The organism is Shewanella sp. 8A, from assembly GCF_023475945.1.
Classification (GTDB): domain Bacteria; phylum Pseudomonadota; class Gammaproteobacteria; order Enterobacterales; family Shewanellaceae; genus Shewanella; species Shewanella xiamenensis.
Window position 1 is genome coordinate 1 of the sequence record NZ_JAMDJP010000054.1, and the last position, 16,162, is coordinate 16,162.

18 protein-coding genes and 1 pseudogene are annotated in these 16,162 nt (G+C 43.8%); 8 read left to right on the plus strand and 11 right to left on the minus strand.

The features are described from left to right. From M0413_RS22040 to M0413_RS22050, 3 genes and pseudogenes are all read right to left on the minus strand, one after another. Positions 1-545 (minus strand): annotated as a pseudogene (locus M0413_RS22040) (transposase family protein); the annotation flags it as partial. A 156-nt stretch (positions 546-701) separates the two neighbouring features. Next, positions 702-1,190, minus strand: coding sequence for an FKBP-type peptidyl-prolyl cis-trans isomerase (locus tag M0413_RS22045; protein WP_037417724.1), 489 nt, complete (start codon positions 1,188-1,190; stop codon positions 702-704). Between the two features lie 160 nt (positions 1,191-1,350). Then, positions 1,351-2,634, minus strand: coding sequence for a lytic murein transglycosylase (locus tag M0413_RS22050; protein WP_413740206.1), 1,284 nt, complete (start codon positions 2,632-2,634; stop codon positions 1,351-1,353). 424 nt (positions 2,635-3,058) lie between these two features. Here M0413_RS22050 and M0413_RS22055 point away from each other — a divergent pair, with 424 nt between their 5' ends. Together M0413_RS22055 and M0413_RS22060 are read left to right on the plus strand one after the other, a co-directional pair. Further along, positions 3,059-3,418 carry a DUF2750 domain-containing protein gene (locus tag M0413_RS22055; protein ID WP_037425300.1) on the plus strand — a complete coding sequence of 120 codons (360 nt, stop codon included), beginning with the start codon at positions 3,059-3,061 and terminating at the stop codon, positions 3,416-3,418. Between the two features lie 51 nt (positions 3,419-3,469). Next, entirely contained in the window at positions 3,470-4,111 is a 642-nt protein-coding gene (locus tag M0413_RS22060) for a hypothetical protein (protein WP_249555639.1), read from the plus strand. Between the two features lie 53 nt (positions 4,112-4,164). Here the strand turns inward: M0413_RS22060 and M0413_RS22065 are convergent, their stop codons facing one another. Both M0413_RS22065 and M0413_RS22070 read right to left on the minus strand, forming a co-directional pair. After that, entirely contained in the window at positions 4,165-5,109 is a 945-nt protein-coding gene (locus M0413_RS22065; protein ID WP_037417686.1) for a chemotaxis protein CheV, read from the minus strand. Positions 5,110-5,334: 225 nt separating this feature from the next. Further along, positions 5,335-5,949, minus strand: coding sequence for a class I SAM-dependent methyltransferase (locus M0413_RS22070; protein ID WP_144346341.1), 615 nt, complete (start codon positions 5,947-5,949; stop codon positions 5,335-5,337). A 96-nt stretch (positions 5,950-6,045) separates the two neighbouring features. Here M0413_RS22070 and M0413_RS22075 point away from each other — a divergent pair, with 96 nt between their 5' ends. The 5 genes from M0413_RS22075 to M0413_RS22095 all read left to right on the plus strand — a co-directional run bounded on the left by M0413_RS22075 (position 6,046) and on the right by M0413_RS22095 (position 9,301). Then, positions 6,046-6,597: an LON peptidase substrate-binding domain-containing protein gene (locus M0413_RS22075; RefSeq protein ID WP_249555640.1), complete on the plus strand. Its 552-nt coding sequence runs from the start codon at positions 6,046-6,048 to the stop codon at positions 6,595-6,597. A gap of 122 nt (positions 6,598-6,719) precedes the next feature. Further along, positions 6,720-7,388 carry a sigma-70 family RNA polymerase sigma factor gene (locus tag M0413_RS22080; protein ID WP_169547731.1) on the plus strand — a complete coding sequence of 223 codons (669 nt, stop codon included), beginning with the start codon at positions 6,720-6,722 and terminating at the stop codon, positions 7,386-7,388. Then, entirely contained in the window at positions 7,381-8,073 is a 693-nt protein-coding gene (locus tag M0413_RS22085; RefSeq protein ID WP_249555641.1) for a ChrR family anti-sigma-E factor, read from the plus strand. The genes M0413_RS22080 and M0413_RS22085 overlap by 8 nt, the downstream gene beginning before the upstream one ends. 523 nt (positions 8,074-8,596) lie before the next feature. After that, positions 8,597-8,770 (plus strand): hypothetical protein, encoded by a 174-nt coding sequence (locus tag M0413_RS22090; protein ID WP_011072074.1) that lies wholly within the window; start codon positions 8,597-8,599, stop codon positions 8,768-8,770. 270 nt (positions 8,771-9,040) lie between these two features. Beyond that, positions 9,041-9,301, plus strand: a complete 261-nt coding sequence (locus M0413_RS22095) for a hypothetical protein (RefSeq protein ID WP_037417676.1) — start codon at positions 9,041-9,043, stop codon at positions 9,299-9,301. Positions 9,302-9,457: 156 nt separating this feature from the next. On the opposite strand, the gene M0413_RS22100 is transcribed toward M0413_RS22095, so the two are convergent. The 4 genes from M0413_RS22100 to M0413_RS22115 form a co-directional block, all read right to left on the minus strand. After that, positions 9,458-10,933: a nicotinate phosphoribosyltransferase gene (locus M0413_RS22100; protein WP_249555642.1), complete on the minus strand. Its 1,476-nt coding sequence runs from the start codon at positions 10,931-10,933 to the stop codon at positions 9,458-9,460. Between the two features lie 7 nt (positions 10,934-10,940). After that, positions 10,941-11,828 carry a ribose-phosphate diphosphokinase gene (prs, locus tag M0413_RS22105; RefSeq protein ID WP_047536760.1) on the minus strand — a complete coding sequence of 296 codons (888 nt, stop codon included), beginning with the start codon at positions 11,826-11,828 and terminating at the stop codon, positions 10,941-10,943. Positions 11,829-12,166: 338 nt separating this feature from the next. Beyond that, the gene (locus M0413_RS22110; protein ID WP_047536759.1) at positions 12,167-12,880 is read right to left on the minus strand and encodes an NrtR DNA-binding winged helix domain-containing protein; all 714 of its coding nucleotides are present in this window, start codon (positions 12,878-12,880) and stop codon (positions 12,167-12,169) included. Between the two features lie 95 nt (positions 12,881-12,975). Then, positions 12,976-13,926, minus strand: coding sequence for a 1-aminocyclopropane-1-carboxylate deaminase/D-cysteine desulfhydrase (locus tag M0413_RS22115; RefSeq protein ID WP_249555643.1), 951 nt, complete (start codon positions 13,924-13,926; stop codon positions 12,976-12,978). A 253-nt stretch (positions 13,927-14,179) separates the two neighbouring features. On the opposite strand from M0413_RS22115, the gene M0413_RS22120 reads away from it, so the two are divergent. Then, entirely contained in the window at positions 14,180-14,587 is a 408-nt protein-coding gene (locus M0413_RS22120; RefSeq protein ID WP_011072069.1) for a YccF domain-containing protein, read from the plus strand. A 98-nt stretch (positions 14,588-14,685) separates the two neighbouring features. On the opposite strand, the gene M0413_RS22125 is transcribed toward M0413_RS22120, so the two are convergent. After that, positions 14,686-14,916 carry a hypothetical protein gene (locus tag M0413_RS22125; RefSeq protein ID WP_249555644.1) on the minus strand — a complete coding sequence of 77 codons (231 nt, stop codon included), beginning with the start codon at positions 14,914-14,916 and terminating at the stop codon, positions 14,686-14,688. A 118-nt stretch (positions 14,917-15,034) separates the two neighbouring features. Further along, entirely contained in the window at positions 15,035-15,787 is a 753-nt protein-coding gene (locus M0413_RS22130; RefSeq protein ID WP_037417661.1) for a substrate-binding periplasmic protein, read from the minus strand. Between the last annotated feature and the right edge of the window lie 375 nt (positions 15,788-16,162).

A 16,162-nucleotide genomic window follows, 5' to 3' on the forward strand; every position in this document is an offset into this window, starting at 1 on the left:
ACGGGCCCCTAACCTTGGCATATATTTACGCCAGTACTGGACCCAGTCTTTGATGATCGATAGCTCAGCTCTACGACTTTCCATTCGAGCAACTGCCTGATAAATACCTTGCCTCGACATACCCGCAGCACGACATGCGGCTACGAGGTTTAATTCTCCGTTGCCTTTTGCTTGCCAGACGTACCGGATAAGTACTTTTTTCTGAGGCCAGCTCCATATTCATTGTCCATGATATCAACCATGCCATTGAGGATTTGGTTACGCAGTTTCTCTTCTGTTAACTCACGTTCAAGGCGCTTGATCGTTTCGGCAGGGGTTTCTTTTGACTTAGGCATAAGGGGATGCTGAAAAGGTTTCGACCAATCGAGTCTACCATGTTTTCGAAGCCAAACGAGTACGGTTGAACGGCCTTGAATACCAAAACGGGCTTGGGCTTGTTTGTACGTCATTTCGCCTTTTTCAACACGTTCTACAACGCCTAATTTAAAGGCTAAGGTGTAATCTCGTTGTGTGCGCTTACAGCTTGAGTTAATTGATGTTGTCATAAAGAAATCCTCTTTATGTCAACGTATTTCAGGACGAGACACTAAAAACAAAAAAGCCCAAACTTAGGTTTGGGCTTTGCTTTATCATCGGCAGGTGATTGTATCGCAGCACTTAAAATGCACTAGCAGCGCTATCAAACATCACATTCTGGCCGATTAGTGGTGATGACCACCGACACCATGAGCATGACCGTGAGCGATTTCTTCATCGGTCGCATCTCGGGCGCCAACCACTTCGATATCGAAGGTTAAGTCACGGCCCGCTAATGGATGGTTAACATCCACGGTCGCCATAAATTTACCGACTTTCACGATTGTCACTTGGCGTTGACCGTGGTCAGTATGAACCACCGCCGTCATACCTGGCTTCCACACGCTAGCGCCTAACAGGTGCTTTACCGATACACGTTGCTGCGCCGCTTCACCTTCAATACGCTGACCATAGGTTTCAGCGCATGGCAGCGTCACTGTGAACTTTTCACCAACCGCTTTACCATTAATCGCATTCTCAACACCAGGCATCATGTTGTCATGACCGTGTAAATAAGCGATAGGCTCGCGACCTTCGTTCGTCTCGATCACTTCGCCTTTTTCGTCGCGCAGGGTGTAATTAAACTGCACAACCATATCGTCTTTAATGTTCATCGAATATCCTTTGACTTGCTTCGATTTCAAATGTCGGCCGAGCTTAACAAAACTGGCCTTTGCACTCCACTGTTTTATCCCTGCAAAACCACTGCGCCAATGGAGCGCAGTGGTTGCTTCAAGCATTGTCTGCGGGCGATGACCTATAACGAGGCATCTATCAGAGTGAAATACCTAGGGCAGTAAAGACTTCAGGACTTGGGAAACCATCGGCAATTATATTATTACTGCGCTGGAATGCTTGGATCCCCGCAGTCGAATTGCGGCCTAACACACCATCAGGTTTACCAACATCAAAGCCGGATTCATTCAGTTTGGTTTGTAACTGTTTGATTTGCTCGCGGCTCAAACGTGGCTGCTCGGGCGGTGCTACTTTTAATGGTTCGCCGCCATTAATCCTATCGGCCAAATGGCCCACGGTAATGGCGTAAAATTCAGAGCGGTTCCAACGCATAATCACATTGAAGTTTTCATAGCCTAAAAACGCAGGTCCAGTGTGACCCGAAGGCAAATATAGCGCGGCCTTCATATCAATAGCGGGCAAAGACAATCCATTCGTTTGCCGCACAGATTGCGCCGCCCATTGTGACAGAGGCTGCGCCTCTTTAGCACCAAGATGTTGGTAGCTAAAATTGTTTGGCAATAATACTTCGCGGCCCCAACGCTCGTTACGCTGCCAGCCTAAGTGTTGTAGAAAGTTAGCCGCTGATGTGAGGGCATCCTCTGTGCTATTCCACAGATCCGCTTTACCGTCTCCATCGCCATCGATAGCATATTTAGCATAAGCCGAGGGCATAAATTGAGTATGTCCCATGGCGCCCGCCCAAGAGCCCACCATCGTACGCTTATCGAAGCCATATTTTTCTTTAAGCTTAAGCGCTTGCATCAGCTCAGTCGTAAAATAATCACTTCGACGAGGCTCACAGGCTAAGGTTGCAAGCGAATCTAAAACGGACATTTTGCCTTTATAAGAACCATAATTGGTCTCTAGTCCCCAAAAAGACAGAATGTATTGTGGCTGTACGCCGTATTGCTGCGCGAGTTTATCAAGCAATACTCGGTGTTTTTTCAGTAGACGTCGACCTTCATTGACTCGCCAATCCGTTGCCCGTTTGGTGAAATAGTTCGTGAAGGTTTGACTAAATTCAGGCTGAGCTTGATCAAGCTCAATCACCTTAGGTACAAACTGTAGGCTTGCCACTGTATTGTTAATAGTCTCTTCAGATAGACCTTCACGTTGTGCGCGCGCCTGAAGGTTTGCAACACACGTCGGGAAGGCGGCCGCATGGCTGGCGATAATCTCGTTCAATTGCACGTCTTGCGCGGCTTGCGCCTGTTCGATAGCAATTTGACTATTATTGTCAGACGTAGCATTAGCGGTCGGCGCGCTAGAACAAGCACTTAAGCTCACACAGGCCGTGATGCTCGCTGCAAGATAGTACATGCCTTTTGCTTTCATCAAATCAATTACTCCTCAATTCAGTGCTAAGGTATGCCTTAGCTGAGCAAGACACGAGTTGGGATCGACTCATGCCAAGAGAGATACGATTTTTAGCCACAAAACAGTTGCTGGCTTAATTCAAGGATAAACGAGAATGAACAACGGCTAAAAATCCACAAAGGTATTTTCTCCCCCACTGGAAATCCTCCAGATGCGCGTAATTCCGGTTAACCCGATTTACGCCTCTAGAGCGCACATCCTGACCGATAGCGCCCGTCAACACAATGCTCATCACCATAAATACACGGATAAATTCGCTTATTGCTCAGTTAAACAACAGCGAAAAAATCTTAACAAAGAATCCCTTGGTCTATCTAGCCGTTGCCGTATAATGGGTGAGTTAATAGCAACTTCAAAGAGACCTATCATGACTGAAATCAACGCGGCTTTAGCTGGCTTTATCGAAAACGTAAAAGAGCATCAAACACTGTGGGGTTTGATGGATGAAACAGGCGAAGGCTGGGTGGTTTGTGACTCAGGCGAGTTCGAAGACACTGATGTAATGCCTTTGTGGTCAAGCGAAGCGCAGGCAAAATCCCACTGCACCGAAGAATGGAAAGACTACCAAGCCGTTGCGATTAGCCTTGAAGAATTCCTTGAGTACTGGGTATTCGATTTAAATGATGATGGCGTGCTCATTGGCGTTGATTGGCAAAGCGATGAAGAATGTTTAGAACTCGATCCTATCGTACTTGCCAAAAATTTAGTTGATGTTGAAGAAGCTTAATTTTCTCAGCGTCATGCTTAAGACATCAAGGCCAGAGGAACTCTGGCCTTGATGTTGCCTATTACTTGTATCGATATTCCCTTCGATAAGCGCCACCTTTGCTGGTTTTGTGGTGAACCTTGTAAAGATTTTTTTGAATATCATGCAACGCCGCATACGCCCCATCCTTCCCTTGCAGTACCATGCTGCAGCGAATGCTTAAAACTGGCGAAACAACATCCCTTAACCTCAATTTGGGACTGCCGAATGGCGGTTAAAGATGCCTTAATGGCCCTTTACGTTAAACATTTAGCCATTGGCATTAATTGGACAGAAGCGGAACTCGCCGAGTCTGAGTTTTCCTGCAAAGTGTTTGAAGGCTTTAAAAAAAGTGCTTGGATGATGTATCAAATTGCCCGCGACAGGATCAACTTTCCCGGATGGCCCATTCTGCTTGAAGGGGTTGACCTCGAATGTCAACAAGACAGTAGTCAGTTTGAGTTCGATGGCGTAAGCTATTCATCATTGCCTGCCGCCATTCACTACTACAGCAAACAATTTTGCTTAGATTCAGCCTTTTTTGCAGAATTACTTAGGCTCGTTGGTAAACATCGATTTAGCTACGCACTCAGGCTTGCACGTATCCACATTGCCGCGGAGAAAGAAATGAAGCGCCAAGTGTTAGCCGATGTCAAAGCAGAATTAAGCGAGTAGCCCCCCAAACTAAAACCTTATGTTTGTAAAGGCAGCCACTCGTTTAGATGAAGTTATTTACCGAGAACTTGTTTTAATCTGTCCTGTACGACTTCGACCAGTAAATCAGGTTGGAATTTAGAAATAAAACGATCACAGCCCACCTTCTCCACCATCGCATTATTAAAGCTACCACTCAGCGAAGTATTTAGCGTGATAAATAAGTCCGCCATAGCCTTATCATTACGGACTTCATAGGTCAGTTTGTAACCATCCATTTCAGGCATTTCGGCATCGGTGATCATCATGAGCAGTTCTTTGGCGACATTCTTACCTTCATCGCGCCATTTTTGCAGTAAATGTAACGCCTGCAACCCATCGGAGGCTTCGATAATTTCAATACCCAATTGGCCAAGCGTTTCACGCACTTGCCGCCTTGCGGTCGATGAATCGTCTACAATCAATATTTTCCGGCCGGGCATTTTGTCTAACAAGCTCTCATCTAACACACCTTCAGATAGGCTAATATCGTAATGGACAATTTCAGCCAGCACCTTCTCCACATCGATAATTGAAACCAATTGCGACTGGCCTTGATATTCGATTCGGGTGATTGCGGTAAGATAATTATTCCGACCCGCCGTTTTCGGCGGAGGCATAATATCACTCCACGTCATATTGATAATATGCTCGACTTTACCGACTAAAAATCCCTGCACACTGCGGTTATATTCAGTGATGATCATATTGGCATTATCATCTGGCGGCACAGGTTTGAAGCCAATGGCCGAACGCAAATCAATCACCGGAATAGACATTCCTCGAATATTGGCTACACCAGAAATATGCGGATGGCTCCCAGGCATAGCGTTAAGGTGTGGTAGTTTAACGACTTCTTTAACTTTAAAGACGTTAATCGCAAATAGCTGCATCGAATTAATGCGAAACAGCAGCAGTTCAAGCCGATTTTCACCGACGAGATTGGTGCGTTGATCTACCGTTGCCAAGACATTTGCCATAATGCGACTTCTCTACTCTGGGGAGGAAGGACTTCCCTCAGCTGCTAAGGATTAAGCTAAATTATAGCGGCAAACTCGCAATGAGAACCATGTGATATGTCGATTTTATCTAAAAATTACAATCACTCTGATGCGAAAACTGCTCATTTCTCGGGCAAGCAGTTTACAGAACAAACAATCAACCCATGCTCAATTCAATATTCAGCGATATAAAGACCTTAAGGTTTAAGCAAAACCCTTTTGAGCCAGCACCATACCGCTCAAATTAAACAGATTCCTGTCACATACAATCTTAAACCCCGCTTGGCGAAGCATATGCAATAATTGCTGATGGTCAAATCGATTCTGCTGCGGATGCTCAAACAACCGGCGACTCAATGGATTACAAATCGCGGCACGGTAAAGATCTTCTATCACAAAATACCCGTTCGGCTTTAATACTCTGGCGACTTCAACAATCGCGGATTGCCAGTCAGGAATATGGTGGAACACCGCAAAATTAAACACGATGTCAAACTGTGCATCCTTAAAAGGTAATGCGGTTGCATCGGCAACACTAAAGTCGAGCTGTTCGAGCCCATGGGCTGAAGACTGCCAGCGGGCCTTAGCAGCACTCACCATCTCAGGGTCGAGATCCACCGCGGTAACATGCTCGGCACCAAAATGCTCACGGATCAAATGAATACCATTGCCAAAACCACAACCAATTTCGAGCGCCTGTTGAATATACACAAGCGGTTTAGGCATCATTGAGGTCAATAATGGTGCTTCAATATGGTTTTGCAACCAAAAACGCAGCGGATGCTGAACCAGCTTTTTCTCGAATGGATTTAACTTCATCATATCCCCTTAAATGAGTAGGCTGTTGCTTGAAACACTGATCAAATTCTGATGATGGTACGTAATGATAGAAACTTAAGTTCACCCGAGGCCACTATGAAATTACCTCTTTTTCCATTACCCATCTGTTTATTACCTGAGGGATATACTCAATTACGAATTTTTGAACCTCGATATAAACGTTTGGTGGCTGAATCACTTAAATCAGGCGATGGTTTTGGCCTGTGTATGACCTCAGAGGAAAATAGCACGCTTTATCCTATTGGAACGCTAGTGCATATCATTGACTTTGAGACCTTACCTGATGGCATGTTAGGTGTCAGCATTGAAGGGAAACAACGATTTACTCTCGTCGATATCAATGTGGAGTCCGATGGTTTAAAGCGCGCGCAAATCAGTCTAATCGATAACTGGCCAGCGGCAAAGATTCAAAAAAATGAGCGTTATCTCAGTGATATGCTGCAAAATATTCTGAAAGAGTACCCAAAGCACCTACAACAATATCAAGCGGCACAATTTGATGATATTGCATGGGTTTGCCAACGCTGGCTTGAAATTTTACCCATACGTTCAGCCGAAAAGTACACCTGCATTAATGCGCTCGACCACCAGCTCACACTGGATTTATTAAGAACCGTTATAAAATAATTTTCAGTGATCCAATTTCTAGGGCGCTGCGTATTGGTCTGCATGCTTATCGAACATTGACAGCGAAGCAGGATTTGAAGCCATGTTCGAACGGGATTGAACCTTAAATGAAGAGCTCAATAATGGAAAATTTTCAATCACATTCAGCGCAAAATCGCTATGATAGGCAGTTATCGCCCCCTATCGAAATAGCTATGGAAAACGATAACCATAATTTGATTGCCGATGAGCATAAAACGGATGCAGATCCCTTAGTGAGCGCCATCATCAAAGTTGCTAATCAACGGGACAAAGCGGCATTTGGCTATTTGTTCAGTCACTTTATGCCCAAAATTCGGGCATTTGGCCTGCAACGATTAAATCAACAAGGCCTCGCCATGGATTTAGTTCAAGAAACGATGACCATCGTTTGGACTAAATCTCATTTATACAATGCAGATAAAGGTTCTGTCGCAACGTGGGTATTTACCATTATGCGTAACCAATGCTTCGATATGCTTAGACGAGTACAGCACAATCGTGAAGATGCATTTGGCGATGATATCTGGCCACTGTATGACGTTGCGGTTAGCCAAGATAACAACCCTGACCATAAATTGACCGCCAAGTTACTCGCTCATTTAGATGCCCTGCCCCTTGCTCAACGTCAAGTAGTACAAGGCATTTATATGCAAGAACTCACCCAGCAAGAATTGGCTGATGCCTTAAAAGTCCCCATTGGCACCATTAAATCGCGACTCAGATTGGGGTTAGAAAAGCTTAAAAGCTTTTTGGAGACACAACATGATTAAACATCACCCCCATGCAGAATTACTTCAGGCCCATGCTCAAGGTCAGCTCCCTTTGTCGATGTCTATCGCTGTTGCTGCGCATTGTGCCTTATGCCAAGAATGCCAAACTCAAGTAGCTAAATTGACTGAAGAAGCGGCCAAACTCGCTTTTATTTCCCCCAGTGATAATGCGGTTCAATACAACGCGTCTAATGAGATTGATGTCGTCGATAATGATCCCTGGCAACAAATGTTATCGAACATTATGGCGCTTCCCGAAAGCACTATGCATGAACCTTACATAGAATCCTCAGTGAGTGTTAACCATAAAAATATCCGCTACGAACTGCCTAGGGTGTTTCGGCAGCATATTGCACAGCCATGGCAACAAATTGGTAAGGTCAGTCGGATGCGATTCGACCTAGATGAAAAAAATACTCGCGCCAGTTTATTGCATATTGAAGCGCTAGGTGAAATCCCACAGCATACCCATAAAGGGACTGAGTTGACGTTATTATTGGCGGGCGAATTTTCGGACTCATCAGGTAATTATGTTCCTGGCGACTTTATTCTCTTAGATGGTAATACACAGCATTCTCCCACAACTCAAACGGGATGTTTATGTTACACAGTGTTGGACGCACCGCTCTATTTCACTAAGGGATTAAGCAAATTATTAAACCCTATTGGTGAGCTGATTTACTAAAGTCAGTTACGCATCGAATAGTGAAAAATAGCCAAAAAGCTAACCCACAAAATCGCAACAAAAGAAACAATATAAAAACATTACTCGCTGAGCAAAAATTACACTTGCCAGCGGGTAATTTACTGTTATACTGCACCGCGTTTTGAGAAGTATCTTGTTGTTACCCTTTTTATATCAGTTTGACTTGTATCAAACTTGATCCTCACAAAGAAAGCCTACTACAAGTAAGTCCTGCAAAAATAATGGGTTAATGATTTTCAACATTAACTCAAAAAAGTGAACTCTTTAATTCGGCCAATGTCATAGTACTGTCACTTGACTATGTTTAACTGGTTTAATTGGGATATTCCATTGACACAATCGCTGATTTGCATTAGTTATCAATACAGCATCTCTTGATTAATCATGGTGGAATGGGTAACCTCAAGACTCATTAGTATCATCTTTCGCAATTATGCTAAGGATATTTTATCGTTATTACTTGCTCACCTAAGGGTGAATTTAATTAAAAGGAGTGTGGCCTATGTCATACAAAATTAACGGACATGAAATCACAGTGAACTTCCCTGTAGATTCAATTTCAGTCAACAAAACTTCAATTGCTTTTACCGATAGACAAGGTAAAAACAGACAGACGTTTTCAAAACGTACCGAAGCCTTAAACTTTATGAAATGGCTTTTGTCGTCAAATAAATAAGTCTGAATTAAGTACTCATCGAGTACACATAATGGCATGTTGGTTTATTCGGTCCCATTTTCCTCGCCATACCGAAATCAACTCGCCTTTATCGATAGCCAAATATCACGATTTGCTATCCCTTCACGTCGATATGACGAACTCGTTTGGTTCAGCCAGTATCTAGCTCACATGGATACACGCTGAACCAAATGTGTATTAATCTAGATCAATTCTATCAATTTTCGCTTCTGCTAGTATGTTCACACTTTCTGACTGTGAAGTATTTTTATGTCAAAACCGAATACCAAAACCGCTATGCAACAGCTTATCGCTCAAATCCAGCAAACAATTCCGCTGAATTTAGATGAAGCACAAATGTGCCAAGGCGAATGTTTAGGTTGTTCGAAAAAAATGCTTGAAATGCTCGATGCAGAAATCAGCTATTGGCAATATTCCGATGCGGTACCCAGCCTAAAAGATTTAAAAAACCTCGAAAACATTGGCCGTCGCACCTATAAAATTCTTAAACGAAACCAGCTAGTCTCTTAGCCTTTTGTTCTCACAGTTTTATTATGTGACTAGCGCATTTAGCAATAACAGCCGTCATGACAGCCAGTATGATTTAAGTTGACTGGCAAGCGTATTCACATAAAAACCGCATTGCCAGCCTATTTTCTATCTCATTGTAGAAAGGGATTTACATCGTTAACAACGAGACGCTGCCAATCTTGCGCGAATATCAGCCAAAGAATATTCAGTTAATAATTCACCATCGGCAAATACGGGGACAAACTCGCAATGGTTAACATCTTGCCAGCTCGCTTGATCTTTAAGATAAAATTGACCTTGCTCATCTTTAAATACTGCAACCAATCCCTTAGCGGATTTTTTAGTGCCATCGTCGGTTTTAGGATCTTTAAATATTTCTCTGTCTTTGCCATCCACTTTCGCAAAGGTTGCTTTCACCGCGTACCCGTCAGTATCTCGGGTCACGTGTTGATAGGTAAAACTGCCAATTCCAAACACAATATTGGTTGATGCAAAACCTTTGGCCTTCAAACCAGCGCAAATGGCTTCAGCCCGTTCAATGGTGATTGAATCGCCATAAATCAGTCCGACATGGCTATCGAGTAATTTGTAACCTTTGGCAGTTGTGCTGCCCCCAAAGACATCCCACAAACACTCGATAGCGCCTTTATACTCAGGACTCCCCACCGCTGCTTGTGGATCGCCACAAATGATCTTCACCGGACAACCCGTATCAGGCCTAAACACTACTTTGCCCTCACGGGCAAGAATGCGGTCTTTTAAGGCAACGGTGAACTCTGTCATCACCTGCCAAAAATCCCAAGAATCAGAAACGATACTCACAATGCCGCTAGGATAAATATCTTCAATCAAACGGCGGAACGTCTCTAATTCATTCTCCATACCACCCGCACACATCACACTGTGCTCCGTTGCGGCCACACTGCCGCCAACGAGTTCCTTATCACTGTCTGCAAGATAATATTGTTCAAGAAAATCAATCGCGGGAATGGTATCTGTGCCCGTAAAACTGAGTAGATGGGCGGCGCCGCTCATTACCGCAGCCTCTGCACCATACATGCCGCGGAAACTAAAATCATGGCCCTGCCAATCAACAAAACCTATGTTGCCATCGGTTTCTAGCGCGTAAGTCTCAAATATTTTGCGGTATTGCAGCGCGGTAGTGGCGCTAGTACACATTCCCCACACATTCGCGGAAAGAATGGTTTCGAGATAATTAGTCAACCAAAAGAACCGCTCATCGGTATTGTACAAAACCAAGCAAGGCACTTTTAAGGGATATACTGAACCTTCCGGCAATGCCATGATTTTAATGGGTAAATAGCCTAAATCATGTAACGCCTCAATATGCTGAGTACCGACATTATTTGGCCCAAGATAGTTATTAATGCGGCGGGAGAATTGGCGAATCACTTGCTCTTTGGGCTGTTGAAAGAAATCACGGTTCCAACTGTCAATTAAGTAATGCTTGATAAAATATTGCAGACCAAAAAATACCATCTGCTCAGTATAACCACGACGGGATTTACGGGCGGTCAAGTTACTAAAAATCACTTGAGTATTATCAGGATATTGACGACGGTGGTCGACTTTGTAGCCATCAATGGCGGTAACGGGATTCAAGTACATCATATTTTCCTTAATGATTCATAAAACGCAAAACAGCATGGCAATGACAGAACTCGCTCGAAATATGTGTGGGGACACCTAAACTATCGGTACAAAATAATCTGTCTATGCCCGCCTCACGCAGAGCCGATTCGCTGGCCTTATCTTCATAATGTGACACAATCAAAATGACGCTTTGGGCCCCCTTTTGCTTTAACTTGATGGCAAGTTCGATAAAGGTTCTGCCACCAGCACAAATATCATCGACGATTAAGCAGGTTTTACCCGATAAATCATCACAAAACACTTCAGTAGCGATAATATGACCATTGACCACATCACGATGTTTATCGGCCCTGATCACCGGCATTCCCTGTAACGCCTTAGCTAAGCCGAATACTTTCTTATTCGCCCCCGCATCAGGCGAAACTAACACTAGATCACCGGTCAATTGAGCTGCAATCGCGGCGACAAAGCTGTGGTTGTCAATAACTTGCACTCGGTCTAATAATGCCGCGGTGACATCGCTGTGCGGGTCAAAAATACTGACTGAAGCATATTGCTGCTGATTAATCAGGCTGGCATAGACTTTTACCGATAAGGCCTCGCCCACATTACAGACTCTATCTTGGCGGGCGCCCGGCATATAAGGCAGTAACAGATCGATCTGCTCTGCACCGCTGCGGCGTAATGCATCAGTTAACAATAAGAGTTGCATGATGGATTGATCGCCACGATAACCGAAAAAAACTGTGACGCGTTTCGCTGGAGGAACCCGCAGTTGAACATGATTCTCCCCCGCACCAAATTGAAATAAACGGTAATTAGCCTCATCGCTAGCGGCGGGAAGTCGATAAAAATCAGCTTGCTGATGTGGTGAGTTAACTGTGCCTTGATGCATTTGAATACCTAGAGACATATTCACCTCCTGTCTGTGCAAGATCGCTGTGATATACAGCAATCTTGTTGTCTGCAAGCAATAGTGTCTTATAGACACTAATATGTAAAGTTGATTTTTAGACTATTTTTTATCGGATAATACTAAGGAATATACCTAAATTGCATATATTGTCCTTAAGACACTAAGTGCAATTTAGCTATGATAATGGGGAAATGGATATCGAAAAGTAAAGAATGGACGTATTACGACAACATCGACGGCTACATAAACCCTGATAACTCAAGCTAACTGTATGTACCGTATAATCTGTCACTATTATTGCTATGGGCAACCACTTTAAGCGGCAAACACTTTGACTAACATTCTAGATTTCTTAAGAATCGATACGATGCCGTATCCGACTTCAAACGGTATAAATTGGCTGGACGGCCACGTTCAGTACGTTTTAAGCCCGTATCAATCAATAAATCGGCCTGCTCAACCCGTCGACGGAACGATTTACCTTGGATAGGCTTACCCAGTAATACTTCATGCACATGTTGCAGCTCTGGCAAGGTAAAAGGTTCAGCCAGCGCAAAGCCTGGCACTAAAGAATATAAGGCTTTCTGAGTTAAACGTTCCCGCGCTTGCTCAATTAATTGCAGATGATCAAACGCCAAGGGCATCTGTAACACATCCTCTAATGGCCACCACTTAACATCACTCACTGAATCAATCTGGGTTTCGCAGGCTTGATAACTCATCAACGCGGTATAACACACGGTCACCGACCAGCCTCTCACGTCGCGGTGACTATTACCGACAGTGCAAAGCTGCTCAATATAAGGTGGCACTACCGCCGTTTTTTCCTGCAATTTGCGTAACGCCGCTTCCTCTAGGGATTGATCGGAATGTTCATCGATAAATCCTCCGGGTAATCCCCAAAAACCTAAAAAGGGATGATTTGAGCGTTGTACTAAGAGTACTTTAAGTTGCTGATCATGATAGGTAAACAATACGGCATCAACCGTCAGTAGCTGAGCCTTAAAAGCCTTAGGATCGTAATTGGCGAGATATTCCGCTTCAGTCATGAGTATTTTCCATCGTTTGACGTCGTAAGCTTAACTTAGAGATTACGTCGCTTCAAACATATTATGTCTTAGCGTCACTAAGTAAATCATCTGCTCTATAGGGTCGTACGACTTTTACCAAATTTACGCAAATAACGTGGCAACATGGTTTCATTTCCAAGCAAACCACCTTGATGGATATACATCACAGGGCTTGCGCCCCACTGCGGTAAATATTTTTCTAACACCATAAAACCTAAGGGATCGTAGAGTAATTCAAATTGAATACCTGAGGCGCAAATCCGCTGCCACATGGTATAAAACTCAGGATAGAGTTTACCAAAGTGGTATTTCTTCCCCACATTCAAAATCTGTGGATGCTCAGCAGCGTTAGGATTTAACTCATAAAACTGCTGCGCTAAATACTCATCGCCGCCCACCACTGCGCAGGTAAGCACTCGAATGTGACTTTGCTTACGCACAAAATATTGGTTTAAAAATAATGCCGTGGTTCCCGTTCCCGCGGGTAAAAACACTTTCAGTTCAGTCAGTCCCTGTTGCATTGCCCACGTTTCAATTTCAACGGCTAACAGACTGACACCATACTCCGCATACTGACAGCGCCCGCCTTCCGGAATAAATATAGCGTCAGGCTCCGCAGCCAAAACTTGATGCTCAATATAGTCATGGCAAGTCCACTTAGACTCACGCTGAAGAAAAGGATTAGCTGCTATCAGGCTTGATAAATCAATAACCTGTGTACCATTGGCGATAGCTGCGGCATAGTTCCCTGTCGGTAAAGTCAGTACGTGGCTAGCAATATGGTCCACATAAAAATCACACTGCCAGCCTTTGAGTTTGGCGAGCGCCGACAGCGAATACAGAGAATTAGCCTGTGCGGAGCCATGACCTATCACCTTAGTCACACCAGCAAAATCATGATCTAGAAAATAGGCAAACTTACGCGCCTTATTACCACTAAAAGCAGGATGTAATAAATCATCTCTTTTAAGAAAGATCTCTCTGCCTGCAAAAGAAAATGATTCGACGGGACTATTAGCTAGCATTTATTTACTCAAGGGGAGATAAGGTGTTTAGTGTAACGCGGGCTTGGTTAAATTCTTCCTAAGAATTAAGGAAATTCACGAAATATTAGCTTAACTCACAATCCGTAGAGGTATAAACTATAATATACCATTGATTATTAATGAAAAAACTTTTGGCATAATTCTCGCTTATGACATTTAAGCATCAATTAATAATTTCGAGTGTGGATGTTGTTTCTGTCGCACAGATTTTGGATTCGATAAGGAGTTTTCAATGTCATTATTACGGTTAATTTTCAATATTGCTTGGTTTGTCCTTGGTGGATTTGTGATGGGCCTAGCCTGGTGGCTTGCGGGGATTTTGTGTTTTATCAGTATTATCGGTATTCCCTTTGGTCGCGCCTGCTTTGTGATTGGTGAATTGACCTTCTGGCCCTTTGGACAAGAACAAATGAATCGCCGTCATTTAACTGGCCGTGAAGATTTAGGAACAGGTGCCTTTGGCATGGTGGGCAATATCATTTGGTTCTTACTGTTTGGGATTTGGTTGGCTATTGGTCATTTGGCCCATGCTCTTGCCTGCTTTGTGACGATTATCGGTATCCCTTTCGGGATCCAACATCTTAAGCTGGCGCTGTTAAGCCTAACGCCGATTGGGCAAACCATAGTAGCGAAAGCGTAATAACCATGATCGTCAAGGTGTAAGGCATATTACTCAGCACTACTCAGCATAGGTGGGTAGTGCTGATGCATAGTTCGGCAGCGATTGCACTAATTCTGCTATTCATTGAGTAAATCAGTGCTATCAGCAAACTGATCACCCGCATCCTGCTCCGGTGAGCAGATGATTTCAAAGAGATAATGCGCCAGTTTAGCTGACGCATCTATGGTGATGTCATAACCACAATAGGCCAACACAACTAAGTCGACCTTAAAATATTGTACCAATGCCCTGCTGGTTTGGATCTTGACTAACCCATCGCGATCACCCGACAAAATACTCACTGGCACACACAAACATGCTGAGCAGTGATAACGAAATGCCGCCCACAACTGATTACTCGCAGTGTTAGACAAAAATGATGACAAAACTTGCCATCTCACAGCTTTGGTTAGGTGCAAAATAGCATTACTGACTTAAAGCTTCTGGCTGAAATAACAAATCGCCCATAATGCTATCAATATCGAGCTTCGCTAAACCTTGATCAAAAATATCCCGCCAACGCCGCCCCTCTTCTGTATTACGAAACGCGACATAAAGTTGTTTATTGGCAATCAGTTGTCGATTGACCTGTAACTTATCTGCGAGCGGCTGAAGGTGGGGTTGTTTAAGTAGATAATGCAGCACATTAATATCAATCACAGCGCCGTCAATACGACCAGCCGCCACCTTTTTGATATTTTGCTCATCGGATGTTGCCGCTTCAACAGGTTGACTCCCTGAAGCAATCATTACATCCAGCGAGTCGGTATTCACATAATCCTGCACAATACCTAAAGTATAACGATTCAAATCGGCTAAATGATGCCAACTAATGGGACGGGATTTTTGCTCAACAATACCTAATGGGCCAATACCAATCGGTTTAGAAAAAATAAACTTATCGGTTTCAAAATAATATTCTGGAAAATAGCCAATGTAGTCAGAGCCCGGCATAACGGCTAATTTAATCGCGCGGCTCCAAGGGTAAAAATCCACGATAAGTTGTTGTTCCATTTGCTCAAACGCCGCCTTAGCCACCGCAACACTCGCGCCTTGGTGCTGGAGTTGATAGCCGGAATACGGCGGCCAAAGTAATGACGTTAGCTTCAGCGTGTCAGCAAATGTCGTATTTGCCACGGTTAATAGGCAACTAAACATCAGTGGGCACCAGCGGATCATAATGCCTCCATCAAAGACTCATCTATTAATCGCTAAAAAAACAAATAGCTCATCGGTTTAACTCTATTCAGTATAATCAGCCATACCTATAGGTACAGCGAATATTTGTTATCTGTTTAGCCTTGTAGAACCACGCTAAGACAGCAATGTTCGGAGTAGGCAGAACTATCGCCGCCAAAAACGACATCTTTACGACAAGGGGAAGACTGAAGGAAAACCTTATTGCCATGCGACAATGTTTTCCTTAAGCACAGATGGCCATATAAAGTAAAGAATCCACCTTCTGAAGAAGGTGGCTTTGTTTTAACCCCCTAAAAGGGGGCCTTTATTCAAGAGCAAGTTGACCCTGCTCTTGCCGCTCTACTTTCTCTTGAT

Excerpts from the sequence above, each read along its gene's own strand:
- M0413_RS22045 (WP_037417724.1), bottom strand. The coding sequence starts at position 1,190 with ATGAACATTAAAGACGATATGGTTGTGCAGTTTAATTACACCCTGCGC.
- M0413_RS22050 (WP_413740206.1), bottom strand. The coding sequence starts at position 2,634 with ATGTACTATCTTGCAGCGAGCATCACGGCCTGTGTGAGCTTAAGTGCT.
- M0413_RS22055 (WP_037425300.1), top strand. The coding sequence starts at position 3,059 with ATGACTGAAATCAACGCGGCTTTAGCTGGCTTTATCGAAAACGTAAAA.
- M0413_RS22060 (WP_249555639.1), top strand. The coding sequence starts at position 3,470 with ATGTTGCCTATTACTTGTATCGATATTCCCTTCGATAAGCGCCACCTT.
- M0413_RS22065 (WP_037417686.1), bottom strand. The coding sequence starts at position 5,109 with ATGGCAAATGTCTTGGCAACGGTAGATCAACGCACCAATCTCGTCGGT.
- M0413_RS22070 (WP_144346341.1), bottom strand. The coding sequence starts at position 5,949 with ATGAAGTTAAATCCATTCGAGAAAAAGCTGGTTCAGCATCCGCTGCGT.
- M0413_RS22075 (WP_249555640.1), top strand. The coding sequence starts at position 6,046 with ATGAAATTACCTCTTTTTCCATTACCCATCTGTTTATTACCTGAGGGA.
- M0413_RS22080 (WP_169547731.1), top strand. The coding sequence starts at position 6,720 with ATGGAAAATTTTCAATCACATTCAGCGCAAAATCGCTATGATAGGCAG.
- M0413_RS22085 (WP_249555641.1), top strand. The coding sequence starts at position 7,381 with ATGATTAAACATCACCCCCATGCAGAATTACTTCAGGCCCATGCTCAA.
- M0413_RS22090 (WP_011072074.1), top strand. The coding sequence starts at position 8,597 with ATGTCATACAAAATTAACGGACATGAAATCACAGTGAACTTCCCTGTA.
- M0413_RS22095 (WP_037417676.1), top strand. The coding sequence starts at position 9,041 with ATGTCAAAACCGAATACCAAAACCGCTATGCAACAGCTTATCGCTCAA.
- M0413_RS22100 (WP_249555642.1), bottom strand. The coding sequence starts at position 10,933 with ATGATGTACTTGAATCCCGTTACCGCCATTGATGGCTACAAAGTCGAC.
- prs (WP_047536760.1), bottom strand. The coding sequence starts at position 11,828 with ATGTCTCTAGGTATTCAAATGCATCAAGGCACAGTTAACTCACCACAT.
- M0413_RS22110 (WP_047536759.1), bottom strand. The coding sequence starts at position 12,880 with ATGACTGAAGCGGAATATCTCGCCAATTACGATCCTAAGGCTTTTAAG.
- M0413_RS22115 (WP_249555643.1), bottom strand. The coding sequence starts at position 13,926 with ATGCTAGCTAATAGTCCCGTCGAATCATTTTCTTTTGCAGGCAGAGAG.
- M0413_RS22120 (WP_011072069.1), top strand. The coding sequence starts at position 14,180 with ATGTCATTATTACGGTTAATTTTCAATATTGCTTGGTTTGTCCTTGGT.
- M0413_RS22130 (WP_037417661.1), bottom strand. The coding sequence starts at position 15,787 with ATGATCCGCTGGTGCCCACTGATGTTTAGTTGCCTATTAACCGTGGCA.